The 24,581-nt window shown below is 73.4% G+C and carries 24 protein-coding genes; 16 read left to right on the forward strand and 8 right to left on the reverse strand.

Features of this window, described 5'->3' with window-relative positions; genetic code table 11:
- Positions 1 to 51 precede the first annotated feature (51 nt).
- On the forward strand, positions 52 to 801 hold the full coding sequence (locus tag ABD292_RS45895) for an SDR family NAD(P)-dependent oxidoreductase (protein WP_344219200.1): 750 nt from the start codon (positions 52 to 54) through the stop codon (positions 799 to 801).
- Positions 802 to 811: 10 nt separating this feature from the next.
- Here the strand turns inward: ABD292_RS45895 and ABD292_RS45900 are convergent, their stop codons facing one another.
- Entirely contained in the window at positions 812 to 2,260 is a 1,449-nt protein-coding gene (locus tag ABD292_RS45900; protein WP_344219202.1) for an MFS transporter, read from the reverse strand.
- Between the two features lie 78 nt (positions 2,261 to 2,338).
- Between ABD292_RS45900 and ABD292_RS45905 the strand changes: the two genes are divergently transcribed.
- Positions 2,339 to 2,788 carry a MarR family winged helix-turn-helix transcriptional regulator gene (locus ABD292_RS45905; protein WP_344219204.1) on the forward strand — a complete coding sequence of 150 codons (450 nt, stop codon included), beginning with the start codon at positions 2,339 to 2,341 and terminating at the stop codon, positions 2,786 to 2,788.
- Positions 2,789 to 2,814: 26 nt separating this feature from the next.
- On the opposite strand, the gene ABD292_RS45910 is transcribed toward ABD292_RS45905, so the two are convergent.
- Complete coding sequence (locus tag ABD292_RS45910; protein ID WP_344219206.1) at positions 2,815 to 3,390, reverse strand: carboxymuconolactone decarboxylase family protein; 576 nt, start codon at positions 3,388 to 3,390, stop codon at positions 2,815 to 2,817.
- An 81-nt stretch (positions 3,391 to 3,471) separates the two neighbouring features.
- Between ABD292_RS45910 and ABD292_RS45915 the strand changes: the two genes are divergently transcribed.
- Positions 3,472 to 3,732: a hypothetical protein gene (locus tag ABD292_RS45915; protein WP_344219208.1), complete on the forward strand. Its 261-nt coding sequence runs from the start codon at positions 3,472 to 3,474 to the stop codon at positions 3,730 to 3,732.
- An 11-nt stretch (positions 3,733 to 3,743) separates the two neighbouring features.
- On the opposite strand, the gene ABD292_RS45920 is transcribed toward ABD292_RS45915, so the two are convergent.
- Positions 3,744 to 4,916: an SRPBCC family protein gene (locus tag ABD292_RS45920; RefSeq protein ID WP_344219210.1), complete on the reverse strand. Its 1,173-nt coding sequence runs from the start codon at positions 4,914 to 4,916 to the stop codon at positions 3,744 to 3,746.
- Positions 4,917 to 5,101: 185 nt separating this feature from the next.
- Here ABD292_RS45920 and ABD292_RS45925 point away from each other — a divergent pair, with 185 nt between their 5' ends.
- Genes ABD292_RS45925 through ABD292_RS45935 form a run of 3 tightly spaced genes read left to right on the forward strand, consistent with a single transcriptional unit; the run spans position 5,102 to position 7,652 of the window.
- Entirely contained in the window at positions 5,102 to 5,683 is a 582-nt protein-coding gene (locus ABD292_RS45925) for a hypothetical protein (RefSeq protein ID WP_344219212.1), read from the forward strand.
- Between the two features lie 5 nt (positions 5,684 to 5,688).
- A complete protein-coding gene (locus ABD292_RS45930) occupies positions 5,689 to 7,008 on the forward strand; it encodes an SRPBCC family protein (RefSeq protein ID WP_344219215.1) in 1,320 nt (439 codons plus the stop codon).
- Between the two features lie 2 nt (positions 7,009 to 7,010).
- Positions 7,011 to 7,652, forward strand: coding sequence for a GvpL/GvpF family gas vesicle protein (locus ABD292_RS45935; RefSeq protein ID WP_344219217.1), 642 nt, complete (start codon positions 7,011 to 7,013; stop codon positions 7,650 to 7,652).
- Between the two features lie 2 nt (positions 7,653 to 7,654).
- Here ABD292_RS45935 and ABD292_RS45940 read toward each other — a convergent pair whose 3' ends face one another.
- The 4 genes from ABD292_RS45940 to ABD292_RS45955 form a co-directional block, all read right to left on the reverse strand.
- On the reverse strand, positions 7,655 to 8,569 hold the full coding sequence (locus ABD292_RS45940; protein ID WP_344219219.1) for an ornithine carbamoyltransferase: 915 nt from the start codon (positions 8,567 to 8,569) through the stop codon (positions 7,655 to 7,657).
- 116 nt (positions 8,570 to 8,685) lie between these two features.
- Positions 8,686 to 10,341 carry a heparinase II/III domain-containing protein gene (locus ABD292_RS45945; protein WP_344219221.1) on the reverse strand — a complete coding sequence of 552 codons (1,656 nt, stop codon included), beginning with the start codon at positions 10,339 to 10,341 and terminating at the stop codon, positions 8,686 to 8,688.
- Complete coding sequence (locus ABD292_RS45950) at positions 10,341 to 11,333, reverse strand: hydroxyacid dehydrogenase (protein WP_371247575.1); 993 nt, start codon at positions 11,331 to 11,333, stop codon at positions 10,341 to 10,343. Before ABD292_RS45950 ends, ABD292_RS45945 begins: the two co-directional genes overlap by 1 nt.
- Before the next feature lie 130 nt (positions 11,334 to 11,463).
- Positions 11,464 to 12,552 carry a LacI family DNA-binding transcriptional regulator gene (locus ABD292_RS45955; RefSeq protein ID WP_344219225.1) on the reverse strand — a complete coding sequence of 363 codons (1,089 nt, stop codon included), beginning with the start codon at positions 12,550 to 12,552 and terminating at the stop codon, positions 11,464 to 11,466.
- 216 nt (positions 12,553 to 12,768) lie between these two features.
- Here ABD292_RS45955 and ABD292_RS45960 point away from each other — a divergent pair, with 216 nt between their 5' ends.
- The 9 genes from ABD292_RS45960 (at position 12,769) to ABD292_RS46000 (ending at position 22,223) form a co-directional block, all read left to right on the forward strand.
- Complete coding sequence (locus ABD292_RS45960; RefSeq protein WP_344219227.1) at positions 12,769 to 14,064, forward strand: ABC transporter substrate-binding protein; 1,296 nt, start codon at positions 12,769 to 12,771, stop codon at positions 14,062 to 14,064.
- Positions 14,061 to 15,011 carry a carbohydrate ABC transporter permease gene (locus tag ABD292_RS45965; RefSeq protein WP_344219229.1) on the forward strand — a complete coding sequence of 317 codons (951 nt, stop codon included), beginning with the start codon at positions 14,061 to 14,063 and terminating at the stop codon, positions 15,009 to 15,011. The genes ABD292_RS45960 and ABD292_RS45965 overlap by 4 nt, the downstream gene beginning before the upstream one ends.
- A complete protein-coding gene (locus ABD292_RS45970; protein ID WP_344219231.1) occupies positions 15,008 to 15,829 on the forward strand; it encodes a carbohydrate ABC transporter permease in 822 nt (273 codons plus the stop codon). The genes ABD292_RS45965 and ABD292_RS45970 overlap by 4 nt, the downstream gene beginning before the upstream one ends.
- A gap of 16 nt (positions 15,830 to 15,845) precedes the next feature.
- Entirely contained in the window at positions 15,846 to 17,273 is a 1,428-nt protein-coding gene (locus tag ABD292_RS45975) for an RICIN domain-containing protein (RefSeq protein ID WP_344219233.1), read from the forward strand.
- Between the two features lie 90 nt (positions 17,274 to 17,363).
- Positions 17,364 to 18,305, forward strand: coding sequence for a cucumopine synthase-related protein (locus ABD292_RS45980; protein WP_344219235.1), 942 nt, complete (start codon positions 17,364 to 17,366; stop codon positions 18,303 to 18,305).
- The gene (locus ABD292_RS45985; protein ID WP_344219237.1) at positions 18,302 to 19,393 is read left to right on the forward strand and encodes an NAD(P)/FAD-dependent oxidoreductase; all 1,092 of its coding nucleotides are present in this window, start codon (positions 18,302 to 18,304) and stop codon (positions 19,391 to 19,393) included. The genes ABD292_RS45980 and ABD292_RS45985 overlap by 4 nt, the downstream gene beginning before the upstream one ends.
- 3 nt (positions 19,394 to 19,396) lie before the next feature.
- Complete coding sequence (locus tag ABD292_RS45990; protein ID WP_344219239.1) at positions 19,397 to 20,623, forward strand: cytochrome P450 family protein; 1,227 nt, start codon at positions 19,397 to 19,399, stop codon at positions 20,621 to 20,623.
- A 69-nt stretch (positions 20,624 to 20,692) separates the two neighbouring features.
- Positions 20,693 to 21,865: a mannose-6-phosphate isomerase, class I gene (manA, locus tag ABD292_RS45995; RefSeq protein ID WP_344219241.1), complete on the forward strand. Its 1,173-nt coding sequence runs from the start codon at positions 20,693 to 20,695 to the stop codon at positions 21,863 to 21,865.
- Positions 21,866 to 22,025: 160 nt separating this feature from the next.
- Entirely contained in the window at positions 22,026 to 22,223 is a 198-nt protein-coding gene (locus tag ABD292_RS46000) for a hypothetical protein (protein WP_344219242.1), read from the forward strand.
- Between the two features lie 20 nt (positions 22,224 to 22,243).
- Here the strand turns inward: ABD292_RS46000 and ABD292_RS46005 are convergent, their stop codons facing one another.
- Positions 22,244 to 23,902 (reverse strand): FAD-dependent oxidoreductase, encoded by a 1,659-nt coding sequence (locus ABD292_RS46005; RefSeq protein WP_344219244.1) that lies wholly within the window; start codon positions 23,900 to 23,902, stop codon positions 22,244 to 22,246.
- A gap of 92 nt (positions 23,903 to 23,994) precedes the next feature.
- Here ABD292_RS46005 and ABD292_RS46010 point away from each other — a divergent pair, with 92 nt between their 5' ends.
- Complete coding sequence (locus ABD292_RS46010) at positions 23,995 to 24,576, forward strand: helix-turn-helix domain-containing protein (RefSeq protein WP_329576275.1); 582 nt, start codon at positions 23,995 to 23,997, stop codon at positions 24,574 to 24,576.
- The last annotated feature ends 5 nt before the right edge of the window (positions 24,577 to 24,581 follow it).

A 24,581-nucleotide genomic window follows, 5' to 3' on the forward strand; every position in this document is an offset into this window, starting at 1 on the left:
CAACCGGACAGAGATGTCCGGTTGCCGAGCACCCCCAGGAAGGACAGGCTCATGAACGCATTCGACGACCGCGTCGCCCTCGTCACGGGAGCGGGGTCGGGGATCGGCCGGGCCATGGCGGTGGCCTTCGCCAAGGCCGGCGCCCGGGTGGTGGCCGCCGACGTGGACCGGGCGCGGGCCGAGGAGACGGCCGCCGTCGTCGGCGAGGCCGCGCTCGCCGTCACCGCCGACGTGGGCGACCAGGCGTCGGTGGCGGCGCTGACGGAGGCGGCGATCGGCGCGTACGGGCGCATCGACGTGCTCTGCAACAACGCCGGCATCCTGGACACCATGGCGCTGCCCGCCGAGATCGCCCCCGAGGTGTGGGACCGGGTGATCCGCGTCAACCTGACCGGCGCGTTCCTGGTCACCCGCGCGGTGCTGCCGCACCTGCTGCGCCAGGGCCGGGGCGCGATCGTCAACACCGCCTCCGAGGCGGGCATCCGCGGCGGCGCGGCCGGAGCCGCCTACACCGCCTCCAAGCACGGGCTCATCGGCCTGACCAGGAGCGTCGCCTGGGCGTACGCCAAGGACGGCATCCGCTGCAACGCCATCCTGCCCGGCCCCACCGCGACCAACATCGCCGACGGGGCCACTTTCGACCCGGCCGGCGCCGCCCGCCTGTCGCCGGTGCTGGCCCTGGGCGAGCTCATGGCGCAGCCGGAGCAGATGGCCGACGCCGCGCTCTACCTGGCCTCGGACGCCGCCTCGTTCGTCAACGGCGCGATCGTCCCCGTGGACGGCGGCTGGTCGGCCGGGTAGGAAGGGGCGTTCAGCGGGCGGGCAGCTCCTCGTCCAGGCCGGACGGGGCGCCGGCGAGGTGGCGGGCGGCGGCGCGGCGGCCGGGGATGGCGGTGACGATGAGCGCCGCCAGCACCGCCACGCCCGCCCCGATGACGAACCCGGTACGGAAGCCCGCCTCGGACGGCAGCGTCGCAGGACCGACCTGGATCGTCATGTTGGCCAGCACCGCGCCGAGCACGGCGCTGGCCGACGAGGTGCCGATCGAGCGCATGAGGCTGTTGAGGCCGTTGGCGGCGGCCGTCTCGGTACGCGGGACCGCCGACATGATGATCGACGGCATGGCCGCGTACGCGAAGCCGATCCCGGCGGCCACCACGGCAGAGAAGATGAGGATGCCCCAGGCATGCCTCATGAGGACGAGGGCCAGCAGGTAGCCGGCGGCGATGACGAGCGCGCCGAGCAGCAGGGACGTCTTCGGCCCGCGCGCCGCCGACAGGCGGGCCGCCACGGGCGAGATCGCCATCATGACCAGCCCGCCGGGCGCCATCCACAGGCCGGCCTCGACCATCGAGCGGCCCAGGCCGTAGCCGGTGGCGACGGGGAGCTGGAGGAGCTGCGGGGTGATGAGCGACATCGCGTACATGGCGAAGCCGATCACGACGGAGGCCAGGTTCGTCATGAGCACCTGGCGGCGGGCCGAGGTGCGCAGGTCGATCAGCGGCGCGGGCACGCGCAGCTCCCACCAGCCCCACAGCAGCAGGACGAGCACCGAGGCCCCGAACATGCCGAGCGTGGTCCCGCTGGTCCAGCCCCATTCGCTGCCCTTGGAGACGGGCAACAGGAACAGCACCAGGCCGGCCGACAGGCCGATCGCGCCGACCACGTCCAGGCGGCCGGGCGACCTGACCGGCGACTCGGGCACGATCACCAGGATCAGCACGCTCATCAGCAGCCCGAGCCCGGCCGCCGCCCAGAACAGCGCGTGCCAGCTCACGTACTGGGCGACGAGCGCGGCGGCGGGCAGGCCGAGCGCGCCGCCGACGCCGAGCGAGGAGCTCATGAGTCCGATGGCCGAGCCGAGCCGCTGCGGCGGGAGCACGTCGCGCATGATGGCGATGCCGAGCGGGATGACGCCCATGCCGAGGCCCTGGAGGGCGCGGCCGGCGACCATGGGGACCAGCGTCTCGGCGGGCGCGCACACGAACGAGCCGGCGGACAGCAGGAGGGCGCTGGCGACCATGACGCGGCGTTTGCCGTAGAGGTCGCCGAGGCGGCCGGAGACGGGCATGGCGACCGCGCCGGCGAGCAGCGTGGCGGTGATGGCCCAGAAGGCGTTCGCGGTGGTGGTGTGGAGGAGGGCCGGGAGGGTGGCGATGAGGGGGACGATGAGGGTCTGCATCAGCGAGACCGTGATGCCCGCCGCCGCCAGCACCCCGACGATCAGTCCGCTGCGCGGCACCGTGCCCGGTTCGTCCATGCGTCGCTCCCCCGATGTCGGCCTGCACGCCAGGCGCAAATGGTGTGCATCATACACATGCCCACTCAACGGATATTCTTGACTCCCGCGACGGGAGGCAAGGTGCGCAGGGAGATCGCCGACATCGAGCGGGAGCTCATGCTGATCGGCCGTTACAAGGAGCTGGCGGCGGCCGGCCGGCCCGACGAGCGGCCGCTGGAACGCAGCAGCTACATCCTGCTGAGCCGGTTGGAGGCCGAGGGGCCGCTGTCGATCGGGCAGCTCGCGCGGGCGTTCGGCCTCGACACCTCCACCGTGAACCGGCAGACCGCCGTGCTGCTGCGGGCCGGGCTGGCCGAGCGCATCCCCGACCCGGAGGGCGGCATGGCGCGCAAGCTCCGCGTCACCGAGGAGGGGCTGCGGCGGGCGCGGGCCGAGCGGGAGGGCCGGCTGCGCGGGCTGGCCAAGGTGCTGGAGGGCTGGACAACGGAGGAGCTGGAGTCCTTCGCCGGCGGGCTCGCGCACTTCAACGCCAGCATGGAGCGCTGAGAACGTCCACCCGGTCTCTCCCGCGGTCATTCGCCGGCGAAGACCCTCAGTTGCAGGGCGAGCGTGCCGTAGTAGCCGACCAGCGTCGTCAGCTCGAACAGGCCGCGCTCCCCCAGCGCCGCCACCGCCCCCGCGTGCTCCTCATCGTCCAGCCGGCCGCGCGCCGTGAGCGCCGCGACGGCCCGCAGCGCGGCGCGCTCGGCGGGGTCGTCCGGCTCGGGCAGGCCGCCCTCGCGCAGCGTCGCCAGCTCGTCCTCGGTGAGGCCGCACGCGCGGCCGACCGCCTCGTGCGCCTCGCGCTCGAACGCGCTGTCCCAGTGCGCGGCCACGGCCAGGATCGCCAGCTCCCGTACGCGGGCGGGCAGGACCGAGCCGTAGCGCACCGCGGCCCCCAACGCCTGCAGCGCGCCGCCGACCGGCGGGCTGAGCAGCATCGCGTTGAACGGGCCGCGCAGCCGCCCCTCCGCGTCGGCCAGCGCGAACGGCTGCGGGCCCCGCGACCGGGGGCCGCCGGCGATGGCCTGGTAGACCTGCCGCTGCTCCTCGTCCAGCTCGTCCGGGCGCAGTCCGGGCAGGCGTCGCCCGGGGTCGCTCCGCTCCACTCACGGCCTCCGTCCGTCCGTTTAGCTGCGCATTACAGCCTGCCTCCTATCGTGACGCCCGAGGAACTCTCGGGAGCGTTCATGTCACAGAGAAAGGTCAAGCGCAGGCGCGCCGAGCTGCGGCGCGAGGAGGCTGCGCGGCAGGTCAGGCACAGGCGGGCGGTGCGCAGGTTCGCGCTGGTCGCCGTCGCGCTGGTCGCGGTGGTGGCGGTCGCCACGGGGGTGCTGGTGGTCACCTCGCTCGGCAAGCCGCCGGAGACGGCCGCCCCGGCCGTCCCGACCGCGTCCGTTTCGCCGGCGGCTTCCCCCACTGCGACCCCGTCGCCCTCATCCTCACGGTAGGAGGCCGGCGGTCACGCGCGGGCCACGGCAGGGAGCGCGGCGTGCTCGGCGTGCGTCTTGAGCATCGCCAGGCTCTGGCGCAGCCGGCGTTCGGGGTCCGTGCCCAGCAGCCGGGCCACGATGTGGCCCGCCGCCCCCGCCACCGGGTTGTACGAGAGCCGCACCTGCACCTGCGTCCGGCCGCCCGGTCCCGGGGCCAGCCGCAGCGTGCCCGCGTGCGCGATGAGCTCACCCTCGGCCGACTTCCAGGCGAGTTCGCGGCCCTCCACGCGGCGGGTCTCGCTCGCGTCGAACCGTACGGGTGTGCCGGCCGGGCCGCTGACCAGCCAGTGGGAGGTGCGGCCGTCGACGGACAGGCGTACCTCGTACACGTGCGGCATGAACTTCGGGAACGCCGAGTAGTCGCTGATCAGCCCCCAGACGGCGGCCGGGGGCGCGTTCACGGTGACGGCGGCGGTGACGTCGACCCCGCGGCGCCCGGCGTTGATCCCGGTCAGGCGGCGCAGCGGCAGGTTCGTCGCGGCGCGCACGGCCAGCACCCCGGCCAGGCCGCGCGCCGCCGTCGAGAACGGGCCCGGCAGCCGCAGGGTCCAGAGGACGACCGCGGCGGTGCCCGCCAGGAAGCGGGCGGACGGCGACCACTGGACCTGCAGCAGCTCGGGCACCGGCCGCCGGAGCCTGCCGCCGTGCAGCCGGGACGTCCCTCCGGCCTCGCGGTGGGCGGTCCAGACGGCCTCGACCCCCCGCACGCCGGGAACGCGGCGAATCGCCCGGCGGGCCCGTTCGTCCTCGGCGGCCAGCACGTCGCCGGCGAGCGTGACGATCCCCTCGTCCACCCGGACCTCGACGGCGTGCGCGTGGCTGACGTGGCGGCCCAGCTCGGCGCGTACGCGCTCGTGCAGCACCCGGTCGTCGACGGACTGGCTCCTGCAGCGGTAGCGGACCGCCGCGGCCAGCCCCCGGCTGCGGTTGGTCAGGTCGCGGCTCAGGACGCCGAGGCCGTCGCGCAGCTTGTGCGTGGCGTGGGCGGCCTTGTCCCGCCCTATGGCCCGGCGGCTGCGTCCTCGTACCGGGTCGCAGAAGTACGCCACCGCGGCCCCGGCGCAGAACGCCGCCCCCGCCGTGACGGCCCTCCCCGGCCCGCGCCGCCCTCCGGCGGCTCTGTCGTCCGTGCTCAGGCGCATGGTGTCCCCCCTCGTCCGCCCCTCGACCAGCGGCTACCCGCCTCCGGCCCCTGTCATGCGTCATCGCTGTTCATCGCACCGGCCCAAAATATGTCCCTTTTGTCGGCATATGTCGTTTTTCAAGGGAAGGTCGGGGCATGGAGGGACGGATTCCGACCGGGCGCGTACGCGCAAAGGAGCGGGCCATGAACGAAACGGGCAAAGTCGCGCTGGCCCTCGTCGCCGGCTACTACCTCGGCAGGCGGCACAAGCTGCGCATGGCCTCGGCCATGGCGGCGACGATGCTCTTCCGCAAGCTCAAGCGGAACGGAGGCGACCTGCTGAGCGGCTCGCCGGAACTGGGCGAGCTGACCGGACGGCTGCGCGGGGAACTGCTGGATCTGACCAAGTCCGCCGCCATGACGGCCGCGGTCCGGCAGATAGAGGCCCTGGCCGACCGGCTGGAGCAGTCCGGGCAGGCCGAGAAGGGCAGCGAAGAGGGCGCCGAGGAAGGCACCAAGAAGGGCCCAGAGAAGGACACTGCAGAGGACACCGAAGAAGGCACTGCAGAGGGCACTGACGAAGGCGCCGAGGAGGACGCCGACCAGGAGGGCGGCGGCGAGGAGGACGAGGAGGAGGAGGAGGAAGAGCCCCGCAGCAAGAAATCCCGCCTCCGGAAGCCGCACGTGCCGAAGCCGCACGTGCCCAGGGCCGCCGATCGGGTCAGAGCGGCCGCGTCGGGCGTGGCCCGCCGCCGGTCCGCCGAGCGGGACAAGACGAAGGAGTGAGCGCGATGACCGAAGCGCTGAGGGCGGCGGAGAAGGTCGTCGGCAAAGGCAAGGAAACCCTGAAGAAGACCCCGGTGGCCGGCAAGGCGGTCTCGAAGCTGCCGACGGGAGAGCTCAGCTCCGCGCTGAAGCGGCTGGGGGTGGCCGCCGCCGGGCGGGCGTTGTCGTCGGCGATCGGCAAGGTCGAGGGCGTGAACGGGCGACTGAACGACTTCACGCCGGGTCGCTCGCGCCGCCGTTCGGGCCGCGGTTCGGGCGGTGACCCCGGCGATGACCCCGGCGATGACCCCGGCGGCGGCTCGGAGGGCGGCTCGGGAGGCGGGCTGCTCAGCGGCGCCAAACAGTTGCTCGGCGGGTCGGGAGGCGGCTCGATCGGCGGCTCGACGCTGGCCGGAGCGGCGAAGGGCGCCATCAAGGGCGTGTTCGGCAAGATCGGCAAGATTTTCAAGCGCGGTAAAGGCTCGGGCGGCAAGTCGCTCAAGGTCACCAACATCGTCGAGGCGATCGACATCGGAGCGCCCCGCCGAATCGTCTACAACCAGTGGACGCAGTTCCGGGACTTCCCGACGTTCATGAAGAAGGTCGAGAACATCGACCAGCAGTCCGACGAGAGGCTGAACTGGAAGGCGCAGGTCTTCTGGTCGCACCGCGCCTGGCGGGCCAAGATCCTGGAGCAGACGCCGGACGAGCGGATCATCTGGCGGTCGGAGGGCGACAAGGGGTACGTGGACGGCTCGGTCACCTTCCACGAGCTCACGCCCGATCTGACCCGTGTCGTGGTGATCCTGGAGTACTACCCGAAGGGGCTGTTCGAGCACACCGGCAACCTGTGGCGGGCCCAGGGACGGCGGGTACGGCTGGAGCTCAAGCACTTCGCCCGGCACGTCATGTCCCACGTGATGCTGCGTCCCGAGGAGATCGCCGAGGACGGCTGGCGGGGCAAGATCCACGACGGCGAGGTGACCCCGCCGGAGGAAGCGGAAAAGGAAGGCGCACCCGAAGAGGAGGAAGGCCCCGAGGAGGAAGCGCCCGAGGAAGAGGAAGGCGCCGAGGAAGAGGAGCCCGAAGAGGGGGAGCCCGAGGAAGAGGGCGCCGAGGAAGAGGAAGAGCCAGAGGAGGAAGAGGAGGAAGAGGAGCCAGAGGAGGAAGAGGAGCCTGAGGAGCCGGAGGACTACGAGGAGGCTGAGGAAGAGGAGGAGCCCGAAGAGGAAGAGGAGCCCGAGGAGGAGCAGCCGGCTGCCGAGGAGAAGCGCGGGGTGCGGGCGGAGCCGCGCCGTGCGGGCAATCCCAGGGAGTCGATGCGCCCGATCCGCCGCAGGTCGTGACCATGCCGGTGCCGGGTGAGCAGAACCAGGGCGCGCGCCTCCGGGCGCCCGCCCTCTACGTGTACGGCATCGTCCCCGCCGACGTCGAGGTGGACGGGCAGGCCCAGGGCGTCGGCGAAGCTGGCACCATGCGGGTGATCCGCCACCGCGAGATCGCCGCCCTCGTGAGCGAGACGGACCAGAACACACCCCGGCCGACCGACAGGGCCGCGCACGAGGACCTGCTGGACGCCACCGCCGCCGAGGTCCCGGTGCTGCCGCTCCCCTGCGGGACGGTCGTCCCGGACCGGGCGGCCGTCCTCGACGGCCTGCTGAAGCCGCGTCACGACGAGTTCGCCCGCGCGCTCCGGGAGCTGGAGGGGCGGGCCGAGTACCTCGTCGAGCTCCGCTACGCCGCGCAGGAGCGGCCACGCGAACCCGACGTGCGCGCCCTGGTCGAGGCGCTCGCCCCGGTCTCGGCACGCCTGTCGCCGGGCCGCCCGACCGGCAGGCGGGACACGGCCCGGCTGGCGGTGCTCGCCGAGACCCGCCGGGCGGGCGAGCTGGAGCGCGCCCTGGACACCCTGGCCGAAGGCTGGGCGGGCCGGATCGAGCTGCGTCTGTTCGGCCCGCTGGCCCCGTACGACTTCGTGCCGTCCGGCTGAGGTCAGCGGGAGGCGGCCAGGCGGTTGGTGAGCAGCGCCTCCATGACGGCCTGCGCGGCGGGCAGCAGGTTGGCGGCCTGGGCGAGCACCCGCGAGGCGGGCCCGTCCACGACGGCGGCCTCGACCTCGGCCCCGCGGCGGAGCGGCAGGTGGTGCAGGAAGATCGGGTCGGGCCCGGCGGCGGCGAGCAGGTCGGCGGTGACCCGGTAGGGGGCGAGCGCCGCCGTCGCCGCCGTGGAGACGGGCCAGGCGCCGGTGCAGACCGCGTCGGCCTCCTTGACCGCCTCGTACGGGTCGGGGGTGACGATCACCTTTCCGCCGCCGCCCGAGGCGGCCTCCTCGGCCCTGGCCAGGACGGCGGGATCCGGTCCCGCGTCTTCCGGAGCCGCGACGGCCAGGGTCAGGCCGGTCAGGGCGACGGCCTCGATGAGGCTGTGGGTGACGTTCGAGGCCGGGCCGACGCAGGCGAGCTTGCGGCCCCGCAGGTCGCCGAGGTGCTCGCGGAGCGTCATGAGGTCGGCGAGGGTCTGGAGCGGGTGGTGGTCGTCGGTCAGCGCGTTGAGCACCGGCACGTGCGCCGCCCGCGCGAACCTGACCGCCTCGGCGTCGTCGCTGATCTGCAGGACCACGAGCGCCGTGTACGCGCCGATCATCTGGGACGGCTCGCCCAGGCGCCCTTCGCGGCCACGCCGCCGCGTGCCGGGCCCGGCGTGCAGCGGCGTCCCTCCCAGCCGGGCGACGGCGGTCTCGATCGGCACGCGGATCCGGGCGCACGGCCGCGTGCAGTACATCAGCACGGTACGCCGGCGCAGCAGCCCGGGCGCCGCGAGCGGCCGGGCCTTGAAGTGGTCGGCACGGTCGAGCAGGAACCGCAGCTCGTGCCGGTCCAGGTCGGCGATGCGCAGCAGGTGCCTCACAGAAGCCGCTCCTCTCGGCGGGCGACGCGGGCGAAGGGGGTTCGCCATCCCAGCACACCACTGGGCCTACCCACGAGTACGGAGGCTAAGGAATCCAAATGGACGGACTTTCGTCCCTACGGCAGCCGGAAGGTGAAAACGCAGGTGCCGGAGGGGATGGAGGCGGTCAGCCGGACCCGATGGACGGTCTCCGGGCGGCCGTCGTGGCCGCGCACCTCCAGTTCCTCCGGCGAGGCGCGCCACGGTTCGGGCACGCGGAGCGTCACCGGCCCCCACGAGACCGTTCCCCGGCCCACGACCGGGCGGCGGCGCGAGACGAACACCTCCTCCACCCGGCACTCCCCGCCGTGGAAGGTCAAGGCGTCGGCGACGTCGAGCCGGCCGGGACGCCAGGTGAAGGTGCGGACGAGGCGGGCCAGGCGCGGCGTGCCGTACGCGGCGCTGAGGTCGAGGGCGAGCAGCAGCGGATCGCCGGGGGCGTGCGCGACGACCCGCGCGGCGCGTTCCCGCCCCGGGAGCTGGGCCGCGCCGTCGATCAGGGGGACCGAGTGCCAGTCCGCGGCGGCCTGCGGGGTGCGGTAGCGGAGCGGGCCGAAGTAGTCGCGGGTGTACTCGGGCGCGCCGAGGTCGTCCAGGATCGGCTCGCCGCCCGCGTACAGGACGAAGTGGCCGAGGTCGAGGTGGTTGTGCGGCTCGTCGTTGTGGCCGCCTTTCGCGGCGAACGCGCTCCCCTCCGTGCGGGCGGCGACGATCCCGGCGTGCGGAAGGAACGCCTGCGGGGCCGGCGGGCGGCGGGCCGCGCCGGTGGTCCACCAGAGGGTACGGCTGAGGTGCGCCCAGCGGTAGCAGGGGTCGTCGTGGAAGGACGGCCCGTACCCCGGCCGGGCGGGCACGGGGACGTCCAGGCGTACGGCCAGCCGGTCGAGCAGCCCGGCCGGGTACGTCCCGTGCCCGGTCGCGTCGGCGAAGGCCGGGCGGTGGCCGCCGCCGAGGTCGATGGCCGCGGGGTAGGCGGCCATGGCGCGTACGTGGGCGCGTACGTGGGGGTCGTCGAGCAGGTCGCGGCCGGTGCGTGCGCGCAGCGCCTCGGCGAAGTAGACGAAATACCCGAAACCGTAGGCCCAGTAGTCGGGGCCTTCCAGGCAGGCGCCGTCGGGGGCGACCCCTGACCGGTACGACGCCAGGGCCGCCTCGACGCGGGGCAGCAGGACGGGCAGCCGGTCGGAGTCCAGGGCCAGGGCGGCCATCCCGGTCGCGCCGGCGCAGACGGCGGCCCAGTTGTGCGCGCACGTCTCCCACCACCAGCGGCGCTCCTGCACGGGCGCGAGGACGCGCCGGTCCACCTCGTCCCGGACGCGGGCGCTGATGGCCGGCGCGATCCGGTCTCCCAGGAGGGTGACCGCCTCGGCCAGGGTGTGGGCGGTCTCGGCGGCGAACAGGTCCACGTGCCGGCCCCGGTCCGCCGGGTCGTCGCCGTCCGGGGCATGGGCGGGCAGGATCCAGGTGTGCTCGTCGCAGACGGACCCGAGAAGGTCGTCGAGCGCCGGGTCGGGCCGGTCGTCCAGATGGGCGGCGAGGAGCAGTCCGGCCAGGCGACGGCGCCGCTCGAAGTAGACGGCCTCGTACGCGAGCCGGTCACCGGACTCGGCGAAGCGCCGCCACAGGGAGAGGGTCAGCGCGGGCGCCTCCGTCCCCCGCGCCCGCACCGCCTCCACCCGAACCTCCCGCACGAACCGCTCCAGCACGGCAGGCAAGGGGGATGGGGCGGGCATCAGGCGATGTGGGGGAGGTCGGAGGGGTGGACGGCGCCGTGGAGGGGGTGGCCGTGGGCGAGGCGTTCGACCTCGGCGACCGCGAACTCGCCGAGCCGGCGCAGCTCCCGCCCCCGCGCCCCGCTGATGTGCGGGGTGACGAGCACGTTGGGCAGCCCGAGCAGCGGATGCCCCTGGGGCAGCGGCTCGGGCTCGGTCACGTCGAGCACGGCGCCGATGCGCCCGCTCGCGCAGTGCCGGACCAGGGCCGCGGTGTCGATGAGCGCGCCCCGGGCGGTGTTGACCACGACCGCGCCGTCCCGCAGCAGCGCAAGGCGACGCCCGTCGAGCAGGTGGCGGGTCTCCGGCAGCTCCGGCGCGTGCACGGTGACCAGTTCGGCCTGGCGGCACAGCTCGTCGAGCGGCACGTGCCTGGCGCCGAGGGCGGCGGCCTCGTCCGGCCCGACGTACGGGTCGCTGAGCAGGATGTCGGCCCCGTGTTCGCGCAGCCGCGCGATGACCAGCCGGCCCACCCGGGAGGCGCCGACGACGCCGACGGCCGCCCCGGTCAGCCCGCCGCCGTCGCCGGGGGTGGCCACGCCGGGCAGGGCGTCGCCGGACCAGCCGGCCGCCGCGTACGCCCGCGCCCGCGCGAACGCCTGCTTGGCGGCCAGGACGAGCATGGCGAGGGTGTAGTCGGCGACCGGCACCGCGTTGGCCGCCGCCGCCGAGGAGACCGCGATGCCGCGTTCGAAGACGGCCGGCGTCAGGTGCCCTTTGACGCTGCCGGCGGCGTGCACGACCGCGCGCAGGCGCGGCGCGGCGGCGAGCACGGCGGCGTCGATGCGCGGGCAGCCCCAGCCGGTGATGAGGATGTCGGCGTCGAGCGGGCCGTCGAAGGAGTCGATCACGCCCCCGGCGACCCCGGCCACGGCCGCGAGCCGGCGCATCAGGTCGCGAGGGAACAGCTCGGGCAGCAGGAGCGGCTGCATGGCGAACGCCACGCGCGGCATCATCCGGCCGTCACCCGGGTCGCCGCTCGGGCCGTCATCCAGGTCGTCGCTCCGGCCTGCGCTCCGGGCGTCGCCCGGCCTGTCGCTCGGGCCGTCGCCCAGGTCGTCACCCGGCCGGTCGCTCGGGCCGTCATCGCGACGCCACCGGCGGTCCGAGGCGGCGGACGGAGCCGCGGACGACGATGTGCGTGCCGAGGGTGAGGACGCGCGCGCCCCCCACGCCGTCCGGGGCGCCGGTGGAGGGCGGACCGGGGGTGAGGCGGCCGAGGGCCAGCCGGACCGCGGTGCGCCCGAGCTCGTCGTGGGGCAGGTGCACGGTGGTCAGCCCGAGGTCCTGCGCCGGGGGGACGTCGTCGTAGCCGACGATCGAGATGTCCTCGGGCACGCGCAGCCCGTGCTCGCGCAGCGCCTGGATGGCGCCGGCGGCCACCAGGTCGTTGCCGGCGAAGACGGCGGTGAAGGTCGGCGGGCCGGCGGCGAGGCGGCGGCGCATGGCGGCGTAGCCGGCCTCACGGTCGAACTCGGCCTCCACCTCCAGAGAGGGGTCGGCGGGGACACCGTGCTCGGCGAGGGCGGCGCGGTAACCGGCCACGCGGCTGTCGGAGGTGGTGTGGCCGGGCCGCAGCCCGAGGTAGAGGATCCTGCGGTGGCCGGCCGACAGCAGGTGGGCGGTGACGGCGTGCGCGCCGCCGGTGTTGTCGAAGCCGACGACCAGCGCCGGCACCCCCTCCCCCAGCGGCGGCCGGCCGCACAGCACCAGGCGGGAGCCGGCGGCGGCGAGCGCGTGGGCGTACTCGGTCATGCGCTCGCGGTATTCGTCGTCGACGACCACGCTGCCGACGAGGATGACGGCCTCGGCCCGCTGCTCGCGCAGGAGCCGCACGATGGACAGCTCCCGGCCGGTGTCGCCGCCGGTGGTGCAGATGAGCGAGAGCCGTCCCTCCTGGGCGGCCTGTTCCTCGACGCCCTGGGCGATGAGCGCGTAGTAGGGGACGGCGACGCTGTTGACGACGATGGCGATGGCCCCGGGGCGGGCCGCGGACAGGGCGCGGGCGTGGGCGTTGGGGACGTAGTCGAGCTCGCGCACGGCCCGGACGACCTTGTTGCGGGTGGCGGCGAGCACCGGGTATTCGCCGCCGAGCACGCGGGACACCGTGGCCACCGAGACGCCGGCCCGCTTGGCCACGTCCCTGATGGTGACGCGGTTGGACGGGGTCATGCGGGCCTCCTGCTGGTAACCGGTTACCTGATCGCTGTCCTGGACGGTAAGAGATCCGCTTTCCGCCGTCAACCCCACCTGCACCGCGATTGTAACGAAAAGTTAACAGCGTGTTGACTCGTCACGTCGATCGCGTTTACCGTCCGGCTCACGACGTCTGAAGTAACCGGTTACCTGGCATCGGCCCCGATCCTTCCCCCCAGAGAGGTGGCCCCGATGGACGGACCACTCCCCCGGCCACTCACCCGGCGCGGACTGCTCAGAGGATCCGTGCTCTTCGTCGCCGGCGCCGCCGTCGCCGCCTGCGGCGGCGATCCGCTCGCCAAGACGAAATCCACGCCCGCCGGCGGCGCCCCGAAGGTCACGCTCAACCACTGGTACCACGAGTACGGCGAGGAGGGCACCCAGCAGGCGGCGATGCGCTACGCGGCCGACTTCACCAAGGCCAACCCCGACATCGCGGTCAAGGTCTCGTGGATTCCCGGCGACTACGCCACCAAGTGGACCGCCGCCGTGCTGACCGCCGACGGACCGGACGTGTACGAGGTCAACGACGTCAGCCCCAACATGGTCAAGGCCGGCCAGGTGACGCCGCTGGACGAGGTGCTGGGCGCGGAGAAGTCCGACTTCGACCCGAAGGTGCTGGCGCCGTACACGTGGGGCGGTCAGGTCTACGCGGTGCCCATGATCATCGACCCGATGCTGCTGTTCTACCGCAAGTCCCTCTTCCAGAAGGCGGGGGTGGCGGTGCCGGGGAGCTTCGCCGAGCTGGTCGCGGCGGCGAAGAAGCTGACGGCGGGCAAGCAGAAGGGACTGTTCGCCGGCAACGACGGCGTCGGCGCGCTCAACACGATGGTGCCCTGGTCGAACGGCAACCTGCTGATCGACGACCGGAAGATCATCTACGACGACCCCAAGGTGGTCGAGGCGCTGACCGGGCTGAAGGAGCTCTACGACGCCAAGACGACGCTGCAGGGCTACTCGACCGACTGGTGGGACCCGGGCGCGCTGATCAACGGCGCGGCGGCCATGCAGTGGGTGGGCCTGTGGGCGGTGCCCGGCATGACCGAGGCCCTGGGCGACGACTTCGACGCCTTCCCGCTGCCGGCGTTCGGGCCGGGCGGGCGCCCGGTGGTGAACATGGGCGGCTGGGTGCAGGTCGTCAACGGCAAGAGCCGCAACCTGGACGCGGCCAAGCGGTACGTGCGCTGGCTGTGGGTGGAGAACACCGCCGCGCAGACGGACTGGAGCCTCGCCTACGGCTTCCACGTGCCGCCGCGCATCAGCGCCGCCGCCAAGGCGGACAAGCTGACCAGCGGCCCGGCCAAGACCGTCATGGACGCGGTCGCCGCGCACGGCGTCAAGCAGCCGGCGCTCTGGACCGCCGAGGTGCGCCAGCCCTACACCGACGCCGTCACCGCGATCGTCAAGAAGGGCGCCGACCCGGAGAAGACGCTGGCCGAGGCGGCCGAACGCTCGCAGGACATCCTGGACAAGGTGCCCGTGCTATGACGACCCCGGCCGGCCTCGCCAGGCTGCGCACCGGCCGCTGGCCGGCCTGGCGCGCGTTCGTCCTGCTCACGCTGCCGATGGTGGCGGGGCTGTTCCTGTTCAAGTACGTCGCCATCGGCTGGGGGCTGCTGCTCAGCTTCAACGACGCCCGGGGCACGATCAGCCTGGGCTCCTGGAACGGGCTGGAGAACTACCGGCGGCTGCTGTCGGACCCGGCCTTCACCCGGTCGCTGGTGACGATCCTGCTGTTCACGCTGTTCATCGTGCCGGTGACGTTCGCGCTGGCGCTCGGGCTGGCGGTGCTGGTGAACCGGCTGCGGCGGGGGCGGGCGCTGATCCGCACCACGTTCTTCGTGCCGGCGGCGGTGTCGTACGTGGTGGGCGCGCTGATCTGGAAGATGAGCCTGTTCAACGGCACGCCGTCCGGGGTGGCCAACAGCCTGGCCTATCTGCTGGGCCACGAGGACGCCATCGGCTGGGTCGCGACGGTCGATCCGCCGCTCTACTGGATCGTGCTGGTCACCGTGCGGCTGTGGCTGCAGACCGGGTTCTACATGATCCTGTTCCTGGCCGGGATCCAGCAGGTGCCCGCCCAGCTCTACGAGGCCGCGCGGGTGGACGGCGCGCACTCCGAGTGGACGCTGTTCCGGCACATCACCTGGCCCATGCTGCGCAACACGTCGGTGGCGGTCACGCTGCTGCTGATCATCAACGCGTTCCAGGCGTTCGACGAGTTCTACAACATCCTGGCCTCCAACCTGTCGGGGCTGGGCGGCGCGGACGGCCGCACGCCGCTGATCTACCTGTTCCAGACCGCGCTCGGCGAGCAGAACTACGGGGCCGGATCGGCGGGCGCGTTCGTGGTGACCGCGCTGATCGTGGCGTTCACGCTGCTGCAGGGGCGCTTCGCCGGGTTCGGCAGGACGGCCGAGGAGGAGGCCCGATGAGGAGGCTGCGGCTGGGCTCGTACGCGGCGGTGGTGGTCTTCGCGGTGCCGTTCCTGCTGCCGTTCTACCTGCTGGTCCGCAACGCGCTGATGACCAAGCGGGAGCTGGGCTCGCTCGACTGGCACTGGTGGCCGGAGACGGTGACGTTCCAGGGGTTCGCCGACGCCTTCGGCAACGACGCGGTGCCGCTCGCGCACGCGCTCGGGAACTCCACGCTGATCTCGGCGATCTCCGCGCCGCTCGCCACGCTGCTGGCCTCGATGGCCGGGTACGCGCTGGCCCGCATCCCGGTCGCGGCGGCGCGGCCGGTGTTCTTCTTCATCATCGCCACGATGATGGTGCCGGGTGCGGCCACGTTCATCCCGACGTTCGTCGTGGTCGGGTCGATGGGCGGGGTCAACACGCTGTGGGGGCTGATCGCGCCCGGCCTGTTCAGCGCGTTCGCGGTGCTGCTGTTCCGCGGCTTCTACCTGCGCTTCCCGCGCGAGCTGGAGGACGCGGGCCGGGTGGACGGCCTCGGCCACCTCGGACTGTACGTCCGGCTGGCGCTGCCGAACTCAGGGGCGCTGTTCGCCTCGCTCGGCATCCTGTCGTTCATCGAGCACTGGAACGCGTTCCTGTGGCCGCTGGTGATCGGCCAGGACCCGGAGTACTGGACGGTGCAGGTCGCGCTGTCCACCAATCTCAACCAGCAGGCGCTCAACCTGCCCGCGCTGTTCGCCGGCGCGCTGGTGGCGATCCTGCCCCTCGTCGTGCTCTTCCTGGTCGCCCAGCGCTGGATCGTGCGGGGCGTCCTGCTCAGCGGAGTCAAAGGCTGATCCGAAGGAGCTTCCCATGCCCCGTGTGCTGCCCCTGCTGGCCGGGCTGTTACTCGTCCTGCTGCCCGCGCCGCCCGCCCGCGCCGCGCCCGCGAACGCGCCCGTGACCGTGCCGGTGGGCGCGCCGTTCACCGACACCTCGGGCGGCGCGCTGCACGCGCACGGCGGCGGGGTGCTCAAGGTCGGCTCGTACTACTACTGGTTCGGCGAGAACCGCAACGCCGACGGCACCTTCCGCTACGTCTCCGCCTACCGGTCGGCGGACCTGCGGAGCTGGGAGTTCAGGAACCACGTGCTCACCCAGTCCAGCGCGGCCGAGCTGCAGGTGGCCAACATCGAGCGGCCGAAGGTGATGTACAACGCGGCGACCGGCCGGTTCGTCATGTGGATGCACAAGGAGAACGGCAGCGACTACGGCGAGGCGCGGGCCGCGGTCGCCGTGTCGGCCACGGTGGACGGGAACTACACCTACCTGCGGAGTTTCCGGCCGCTCGGGCACATGTCCCGCGACATCACGACCTTCACCGACACCGACGGCGCGGGTTACATGATCTCGGCCGCGGACGAGAACTACGACCTGCACGTCTACCGGCTGAGCGCCGACTTCACCGACGTCGCGTCGCTGGTGCGGGTGTGGGACGGCGACCACCGGGAGGCCCCTGCGCTGTTCAAGCGGGGCGGCGTGTACTTCATGCTGACCTCGGGCGCCACCGGCTGGCAGCCCAACCAGGCCAGGTACACCACCGCCACCTCCATCACCGGCTCCTGGAGCGCCTGGCAGGACGTCGGCGACGCGACCACCTTCGGCTCGCAGCCGGCGTACGTGCTGCCGGTGCAGGGCACGTCCGGCACCTCGTACCTGTATCTCGGCGACCGGTGGGCCGGGGCGTGGGGCGGGCCGGTCAACGACTCGCGCTACGTGTGGCTGCCCGTCCAGTTCCCCTCCGCGACGTCGATGAGCCTGTCGTACGCGCGGGAGCTGACGATCGACGCGACGGCCGGCACGATCACCGCCGTGGGCTCCGGCCACGACCGGCTGACCGTGCGCCACTCGGGCAAGTGCGCCGACGTGCGCAACGCCTCCGGCGCGAACCTGACCGCCGTCATCCAGTACACCTGCGGCTCCGGCTTCAACCAGCAGTGGCGCGTCCAGTCCGTGAGCGGCGGCTACGTGCAGGTGGTCGCCAGGCACTCGGGCAAGTGCCTGGACGTGAACGGGCAGAGCACCGCCGACGGGGCCGCGATCCAGCAGTACGCCTGCGGCTCGGGCGCCAACCAGCAGTGGTCGGTGCAGGACGCGGGCGGCGGGTACGTACGGCTGGTGGCCAGGCACTCGGGCAAGTGCGCGGACCTGCCGTCGTCGTCGCAGGCCGACGACGTGCAGTTCAAGCAGTATCCGTGCAACGGCGGCCAGAACCAGCAGTTCCTGCGCACCCCGCTGTAGGGGTGCCTCGTCCCCAGAAGTGGTCATGACCTGGTAAAAGGCCCACCCCCGCCCGAATCGGCACAATTTGTGACGATACAGTGACGAATTGTGAACGAGAAGCTCGTGGAAATAGCCTGGCCCGGCCTCGGTATCACCGTGGCCGCCGAACTCGACCAGCGGAACCCGGCCCTCGCGCAGTGCTTCTGGGACGCGTTGCCGTACCGGAGCCTGCAGGGCCACGCCCTGGTCGCCGGCCACCACCTCTACCACGTCGCACCGGTCCACTCGCTGCTGCACGCGCCCGCGGAGCACCGCGTGGACCGGCGCACCGTCCCCGACGGGACGCTGTTCGGCTCTCGCCTGCAGCACCTCGGCATCAAGTACGGCGAGCTCACCGAACCCATGACCGCCACGCCCATCGGCCAGGTGCTGCCGGAGCACCTGGACGGCCTGATCGAGGCGGGCCGCGAGGTCTGGCGGGCCGTCTACACCACCAAGGAGCCGGTCATCGCCGAGGTGCGCCGCGCCGGCGAGAGCGGCGGGCACCAGCTGCCCCGGCTCCCGGTCGGCGACCCGCAGGTCAACGCGCTCATCTCGGACGTGCACGCCGAGACCGAGCGCATCTGGCTCGACCCGCCGCGCGAGCTGGTGGACCTGCACGAAGGCCGCATCGCCTCCCGAGCGGGAAGCTACGAGACGGTCCTGACCACGCTGCTGTTCGTCAACGGCGAGACCCGCCCGCTCGGCTACAGCTGCTACGGCGGCCTCGTCCGGGCGGCCATCGAGGGCATGCCGATGCCGTGGCTGCGGCAGATGACCCGGCTGCTGGCCCACACCCCGGCGGAGTTCCTCGGCTACTGCGGCCTGGACACGCTGTGGGGGTTCACCCGGCGGCTCCTGGACAACCTCGACCGCATCAACGACCACGTCGACTTCATGTCGGTGATGGCCACCATGGCCCTCTACTGCAACTGCCTCGGCGGGTGGAACCTGCACCTGTTCCCGTGGGAGGCGGGCGACAGCCTGCGCCGCGTGGAGGCCCACGTATGACCGACACGCGCGTGGCGGTGATCGGCGGCGGCGTCATCGGCCTGTCGATCGCCTACCATCTCGCGGAGGCCGGAGTCGAGACGACGCTGCTCGAACGCGGCGCGCTCGGCTCCGGCGCCTCGCGCGCCACCGCCGACGTGGTCCGGTCGTACTTCGCCGGCAACCCCGTCAGCTCGGCGCTGGCCGTACGGAGCCTTGCGGCCTACCGGGACTTCCCGGTCCGGCCGGGGGCCGACCTGCCGCTGCGGCAGGTCGGCTACCTCGTCCTGTTCTCCACGCCCGAGCAGGTCGCCGCCTTCGAGGCCGACCTGCCCGCGCAGCGGCGGGCGGGCGTGGACGTGGGGCTCATCGGCGTGGAGGAGGCCAGGGAGCGCAACCCGCTCATCGGCGACCTCCCGCTGCTGGCCGCCGCCTGGTCGCCGCAGGCGTACGTCTCCGACACCGCCGCCATCGTCACGGCCTACGCCGAGGCGGCCCGGCGCTCCGGCGCCACGCTGATCACCGACCGCCCGGTCTCGAGGATCGACTCCTCGGCCGGGCGGGTGTTCACCGAGGACGGCGGCGAGCTGACGGCCGAGGCGGTCATCTGCGCGGCCGGCGCCTGGTCGCCCGCCCTCGTCCGCGGCGCGGGCGTGGACCTGCCGATGACCGAGCCCATCGAGCAGGAGCTGCTGCTCACCGATCCGCTGCCGCCCGGCACGCCGGAGATCCCGTGCACGCTGCACGCGGCGAGCGGCCTGCTGTCGCGGACCCGCGGCGACCGGCTGCTCGTCGGCATGGGGTATCCGGGTCCCGACCGGGAGGCGTGGCGGCGCGAGGTGGCGGAGCGGTTCGCCGAGGTGTACCCGGGCCTGTCGGGGCTGGGCCTGCGCCCGGCCGTCACCGGGCTGCGCGACGCCAGCCCGGACCGGCGCGCCTTCATCGGCCACCTGCCGGGGCCGCCGGCGTTCCTGTACGCCACCGGCTTCTCCGGGCACGGCCTGTGCAACGCGCCGGCCGCCGGCGAGCTCGTCCGCGACCTCTATCTCGACCAGGACCCCGGCATCGACGTGACCGCGTTCGCGGTCGGCAGACAACGAACGGGATGACCCATGACCGAGCTCGTGCGTTTCATCATCGATCCCGCGGCGCCGGACCCGCACGCCGACAACGACCGGCTGCGCGCGGCCGGGCCGCTCGTGCCGGTGACCGCCGAGGGCGTGGACGCCTGGGCGGCCACCAGGTACGCGACCCTGATGACCGTCCTCACCCATCCCGACCTCACAAGGGAGATCCAGTACTGGGACCCGCTGGAACGTTCCACACTGCCGCCGGGGACCGCCATCGACCGCATCGTCACCGACATCTCCATGCTGAACGCCGACGGCGAGGAGCACCGGCGGCTGCGCGCGCCGCTCGCCGCCGGCTTCACCCCGCGCCGGGTGCAGGGCCTGCGGCCCAAGATCGAGGCGCTGACCGCCGCGCTCATCGACGACCTCGCCACCCTGCCGGCCCACGAGCCCGTGGACCTGCGGGCGCGCTTCGCCTATCCGCTGCCGCGTGACGTCATCTCCGAGATGATCGGCATCCCGCCGGCCCATCAGGAGCGGATGCACGAGCTGACCGACGCCGTCGCGCACGTCAGCGAGGACCTGGCGGACGGCCCGCGGGTGCGCGAGGAGCTGCACGCGCTGCTGCACCGGATCATCGAGGAGCGGCGGCGCTCGCCCGGCGAGGACATCATCACCGACCTCATCAGGCTGCGCGAGCAGGACGGCGGCAGGCTCTCGGAGGACGAGCTGTTCGCCACCATCGACCTGCTGTTCATCGCCGGCCACGTGACGACGGTCAACCTCATCACCAACGCCGTCGGCGCCCTGCTGCACACGCCCGGCCAGCTCGCCCTGCTGCGCTCGGGGAAGTGCCCGTTCAGCGCGGCCGTGGAGGAGACGCTGCGCTGGGACTCGCCGATCGCCTACTTCCCGTTCCGGTACGCCAAGCGCGACGTCGAGATCGACGGCGTGCACCTGCGGGCGGGCGAGGCCGTGCTGGCCTGCTTCGCCTCCTCCGGACGGGACCCGGAGCAGTTCGGCCAGGACGCCGACCGCTTCGACCTCACCGATCCGCCGGCCTCGCACCTGGCCTTCGGGCACGGGCCGCACTTCTGCCTGGGCGCGCCGCTGGCCCGGCTGGAGGCGGAGATCGCGTTGCGGGCCCTGTTCACGGCCTTCCCAGCGATCAGGGCCGCCGGGCCCCGGGAGGAGTTGCGCCAGATCGACACGCTGCTCGGCAACAGCACCCGTACGATGCCGGTCGTCCTCGGGCCCCGCGCCCGGTAGCCGGCGGCGGCCGGGACGCCGGAGCGGCTCCGGCGTCCCGGCCGTCCCCGGGGGCGATAGCCTCTTACCGTGTCTCAGCTCGATCTGCGCGCTCCGATGCGCCTGGCGACCACCATCCGCCCCTACGACTGGGGGTCGGTGACGGCCCTTCCCGAGTTGTTCGGCACGGAGCCGACCGGGCAGCCGCAGGCCGAGCTCTGGATGGGCGCCCATCCCGGCGCGCCCTCCACCGTCGGGGGCGTCCCGCTCGACGCCGTCATCGCCGCCGACCCGGCCGCCGCACTCGGCCCCGGCACCGCCGCGCGCTTCGGCGGGCGGCTCCCCTACCTGCTCAAGATCCTGGCCGTGGCCCGCCCGCTGTCGCTGCAGGTGCACCCCAGCGCCGGGCAGGCCCGCGCCGGCTACGCCGCGGAGAACGCGCGCGGCATCCCGCTCGACGCCCGCGAGCGCACCTACAAGGACGACGCGCACAAGCCCGAGATGGTGTGCGCCGTCACGCCGTTCCACGGGCTGTGCGGCTTCCGCTCCCCCGCCGCCACCGCGGGCCTGCTCGACCGGCTCGGCGTGCCCGGCCTGCGCCCCTGGATCGGCGCGCTGCGCGACGGCGAGCCCGCCACGGCCCTGCGGACGGTCTTCGCCGAGATGCTCGCCGACGCGGCCGCGCCGCTGCGCGCGGAGGTCGAGCGCGCCCTGCTCGCCGCCGGCGACCCCGAGCTCGCCCCGTACGCGGAGATCGCCCGCGCCTGCCCGGGCGACCGCGGCGTGACCGCCGCCCTGCTGCTGCACCACGTCGAGCTGGCCCCCGGCGAGGCCCTCTACCTGGGTGCCGGCGTGCCGCACGCCTACCTCGGCGGCGTGGCCGTCGAGATCATGGCCAACTCCGACAACGTGCTGCGCTGCGGCCTGACCTCCAAGCACATCGACGTGCCCGAGCTGATGCGGGTGGTCGGCTTCGCGCCCGGCGAGCCGCACCGGGTGGCCGCCGAGCCGGGCGGTCCCGGCGAGCACCGTTACCTGCCGCCCGCGCCGGAGTTCGCGCTGGCCCGGCACGAGCTCGACGGCGAGCGGGCGCACGAGCTGCCGGGCGGGGTGCCGCAGATCGTGGTCTGCGTCGAGGGCGAGGCCCGGCTGGCCGGAGCCACGGCGCTGCGCCCCGGAGAGTCGGCTTTCATCCCCGCCGAGGTTTCGACCACCCGCCTTGAGGGTAAGGGGACGGCCTACCGGGCGGCCCCAGGAGCTTGAAAACCGGGCATGCTTGACAAACCGGGCATCTCGACGATGCAGCTTGATCCGCGGCGAACAGTGCCGTAGGTCCCGGTGCCCGCGGCCCTTCGCCACTACCCCCAGGTTCCGCCGCCCGGCCATCATCATGGTGTCCCCGCTCATCGGAGGTGAACCGATCATGGTTGGCGGTCGCATGCTCATGGAGGCGCCGGCTCTCGACGTCGAACTGCTGGCGGTCAAGAAGCGGCTCGCCGAGCTGGAGGAGCAGGTGCGCACGCTCAGCGCGGCGAACCTGGCCCTCGTCCGCGCGATGGAAGGGCTCGACGAGCGCGTACGCGCCCGCGAGGACGATCGTCCCCTGGCCCCCACTCCCTGAGACCTCCCGGCCCCCGGGCGTCAGGGGCGCCGGCGAGCCCTGATGACGTAGTCCACGTGGGCGCCGGGGGTGCCGTCGGGCGCGGTGCGCTCGCGGGTGAACTCCTCGCAGGTCAGCACCTCCCACCCGGGCCCGGTCAGCTCGACCGCGTCGAGGACGTCGCCCGGCGTCGGGAAGGCGACCTCGACGGGCGGCTTCTCCACCCAGGACGGCCAGCCCAGGTGCCCGATGATCAGCAGCGTCCCGCCGGGGACGACGGCCGCGGCGGCCTTGCGCAGGACCTCCTCGCGCGGCAACTGCACCGGGGAGTGCAGGTAGCTCGCGCTCACCAGGTCGTAGGAGCCGTCGGGGAAGGACGTCGCCAGGTCGTGGCGGCGCCACTCGATCCGGTCGGCCACGCCCGCCCGCTCCGCCTCCTCGGCGGCGCGGTCCAGCGCCACCTGGGAGATGTCGGCGGCGGTGACCCGCCAGCCGCGCTGGGCCAGCCAGACGGCGTCGGCTCCCTCGCCGCAGCCGAGGTCGAGCGCGCGGCCGGACGGCAGGTCCGCGGCCTCGCGGACGAGGGCGACGTTGGGCGCGCCGCTCCAGATGCGGTCCTGCTCGCCGTAACGGCCGTCCCAGAACTCCTCCGCCGTGACCCCTTCCGGCACCTCGAACCCGCTGTTCCCGTGACCGTGCCCATGCCCGTGACCGTGACCGTGCTGGTTCTGGGCGGTCGCGCGAAGTGCGGCGACCGCCTGGCGGTTCTCCTGCTCGATCAGGTCCGCGTTGATGGCCGCCCCCGCCCGTACGCCGCCCGCCGCCGCGGCGATGACCTGGTCGGTCACGTTGACGGCGTTGCCCGCCACCCACACGCCCGGCACGCGGGTGGCGCCGGTCGCGTCCCCGGGGACGTGGGTGCCGATCACGTGCCCGGCCATGACCAGCTCCTCGGTCTCCAGTCCCAGGCCGGGCAGCAGGTCGGCGCGGGCGCTGAGCCGGGAGCCGACGGCGAGCGCCTCGCACGGCACCACCCGCCCGCCGTCCAGCCGCACCCCGGTCAGCCGGTCCCCGTCGATCTCCAGACCGGCCACCCGCTCCTCGACCACGGTGACGCCCCGCGCGGCCAGCTTCTCGCGCTGCTCGTCGTCCGGCCGGGGCCCGTCGTGCAGGAAGAACGTCACCCGCTCGCTCCACTGCCGCCACAGCAGCGCCTGGTGCACCCCCAGCGGCCCGGTGGACAGCACCCCGATGGCCCGGTCACGCACCTCCCACCCGTGGCAGTACGGGCAGTGCAGCACGTCCTTGCCCCACCGGTCGGCGAGGCCCGGCACGTCCGGCAGCTCGTCCACCAGGCCGGTGGCCAGCAGCAGCCGCTCGGCCACGACCTCCGTCCCGTCCGCCAGCGTCACCCGGAACGGGCCCGGCTCGTCGCCGCCCAGGTGCTCGGCCGCGACGACGGTCCCGGTGACGATCTCGCCTCCGTACCCGGCGACCTCCTCGCGGCCGGCGGCCAGCAACTCGTGCGGCGGCACGCCCTCCCTGGTCAGGAAGGTGTGCACGCCCTCGGCGGGGGCGTTGCGCGGCCGGCCCGCGTCCACGACCAGCACCTTGCGCCGCGCCCGGCCCAGGGTCAGTGCCCCGCTCAGCCCGGCGGCCCCGCCGCCCACGATCACCACGTCGTACTTCGTGTTCACCACTTCGGCTCCTTCCGCGTCGCCTTGTGAGGTCAACTGTCCGCGATCAGCGGCCGAATTGACAAACTTCGTTGCCGGAATGGCAAAATCGAAAGGTGGAGGACCTCGACGAGACACTGCAGTCGGTGGGGCCGCGGCTGCGCGCCCTGCGCCAGGAGCGCGACGTGACGCTGGCGGAGCTGTCGAAGAGCACCGGCATCTCGGTCAGCACGCTGTCGCGGCTGGAGTCCGGGCACCGCAAGCCCACCCTGGAGCTGCTGCTGCCGCTGGCCCGCGCCCACCAGGTGCAGCTCGACGAGCTGGTGGGCGCGCCCGTCACCGGCGATCCGCGGGTGACCATGCGGCCGGTCAAGCGCAACGGCGTGACCTGGATCCCGCTGAGCCGGAGCCCCGGCGGGCTGCAGGCGGTCAAGCTGATCTACCCGCCCGGCTGGCCGGGCTTCGTGCCCGAGCAGAAGGTCCACGAGGGCTACGACTGGCTGTACGTGCTCTCGGGGCGGCTGCGGCTGCTGCTCGGCCCGCACGAGGTGGTGCTGAAGGCGGGCGAGGCGGCCGAGTTCGACACCCGCACCCCGCACGCCTTTCAGAACGTGGGCGACGAGCCGGCCGAGGTGCTGGCCCTGTTCGGGCCGCAGGGCGAGCGCATGCACGTACGCGCCCGTCCTGCTCCGAAATAGCCTCG

This window comes from Nonomuraea bangladeshensis, from assembly GCF_039529455.1.
In the GTDB taxonomy this organism is placed as follows: domain Bacteria; phylum Actinomycetota; class Actinomycetes; order Streptosporangiales; family Streptosporangiaceae; genus Nonomuraea; species Nonomuraea bangladeshensis.

Coding starts and splice junctions, on each gene's coding strand:
- ABD292_RS45985 (WP_344219237.1), top strand. CDS start 18,302: ATGACCGACACGCGCGTGGCGGTGATCGGCGGCGGCGTCATCGGCCTG.
- ABD292_RS45935 (WP_344219217.1), top strand. CDS start 7,011: ATGCCGGTGCCGGGTGAGCAGAACCAGGGCGCGCGCCTCCGGGCGCCC.
- ABD292_RS45895 (WP_344219200.1), top strand. CDS start 52: ATGAACGCATTCGACGACCGCGTCGCCCTCGTCACGGGAGCGGGGTCG.
- ABD292_RS45915 (WP_344219208.1), top strand. CDS start 3,472: ATGTCACAGAGAAAGGTCAAGCGCAGGCGCGCCGAGCTGCGGCGCGAG.
- ABD292_RS45900 (WP_344219202.1), bottom strand. CDS start 2,260: ATGGACGAACCGGGCACGGTGCCGCGCAGCGGACTGATCGTCGGGGTG.
- ABD292_RS45990 (WP_344219239.1), top strand. CDS start 19,397: ATGACCGAGCTCGTGCGTTTCATCATCGATCCCGCGGCGCCGGACCCG.
- ABD292_RS45945 (WP_344219221.1), bottom strand. CDS start 10,341: ATGCCCGCCCCATCCCCCTTGCCTGCCGTGCTGGAGCGGTTCGTGCGG.
- ABD292_RS45970 (WP_344219231.1), top strand. CDS start 15,008: ATGAGGAGGCTGCGGCTGGGCTCGTACGCGGCGGTGGTGGTCTTCGCG.
- ABD292_RS45955 (WP_344219225.1), bottom strand. CDS start 12,552: ATGACCCCGTCCAACCGCGTCACCATCAGGGACGTGGCCAAGCGGGCC.
- ABD292_RS45930 (WP_344219215.1), top strand. CDS start 5,689: ATGACCGAAGCGCTGAGGGCGGCGGAGAAGGTCGTCGGCAAAGGCAAG.
- ABD292_RS45925 (WP_344219212.1), top strand. CDS start 5,102: ATGAACGAAACGGGCAAAGTCGCGCTGGCCCTCGTCGCCGGCTACTAC.
- ABD292_RS45920 (WP_344219210.1), bottom strand. CDS start 4,916: ATGCGCCTGAGCACGGACGACAGAGCCGCCGGAGGGCGGCGCGGGCCG.
- ABD292_RS45960 (WP_344219227.1), top strand. CDS start 12,769: ATGGACGGACCACTCCCCCGGCCACTCACCCGGCGCGGACTGCTCAGA.
- ABD292_RS45965 (WP_344219229.1), top strand. CDS start 14,061: ATGACGACCCCGGCCGGCCTCGCCAGGCTGCGCACCGGCCGCTGGCCG.
- ABD292_RS46000 (WP_344219242.1), top strand. CDS start 22,026: ATGGTTGGCGGTCGCATGCTCATGGAGGCGCCGGCTCTCGACGTCGAA.
- ABD292_RS45975 (WP_344219233.1), top strand. CDS start 15,846: ATGCCCCGTGTGCTGCCCCTGCTGGCCGGGCTGTTACTCGTCCTGCTG.
- ABD292_RS45950 (WP_371247575.1), bottom strand. CDS start 11,333: ATGCCGCGCGTGGCGTTCGCCATGCAGCCGCTCCTGCTGCCCGAGCTG.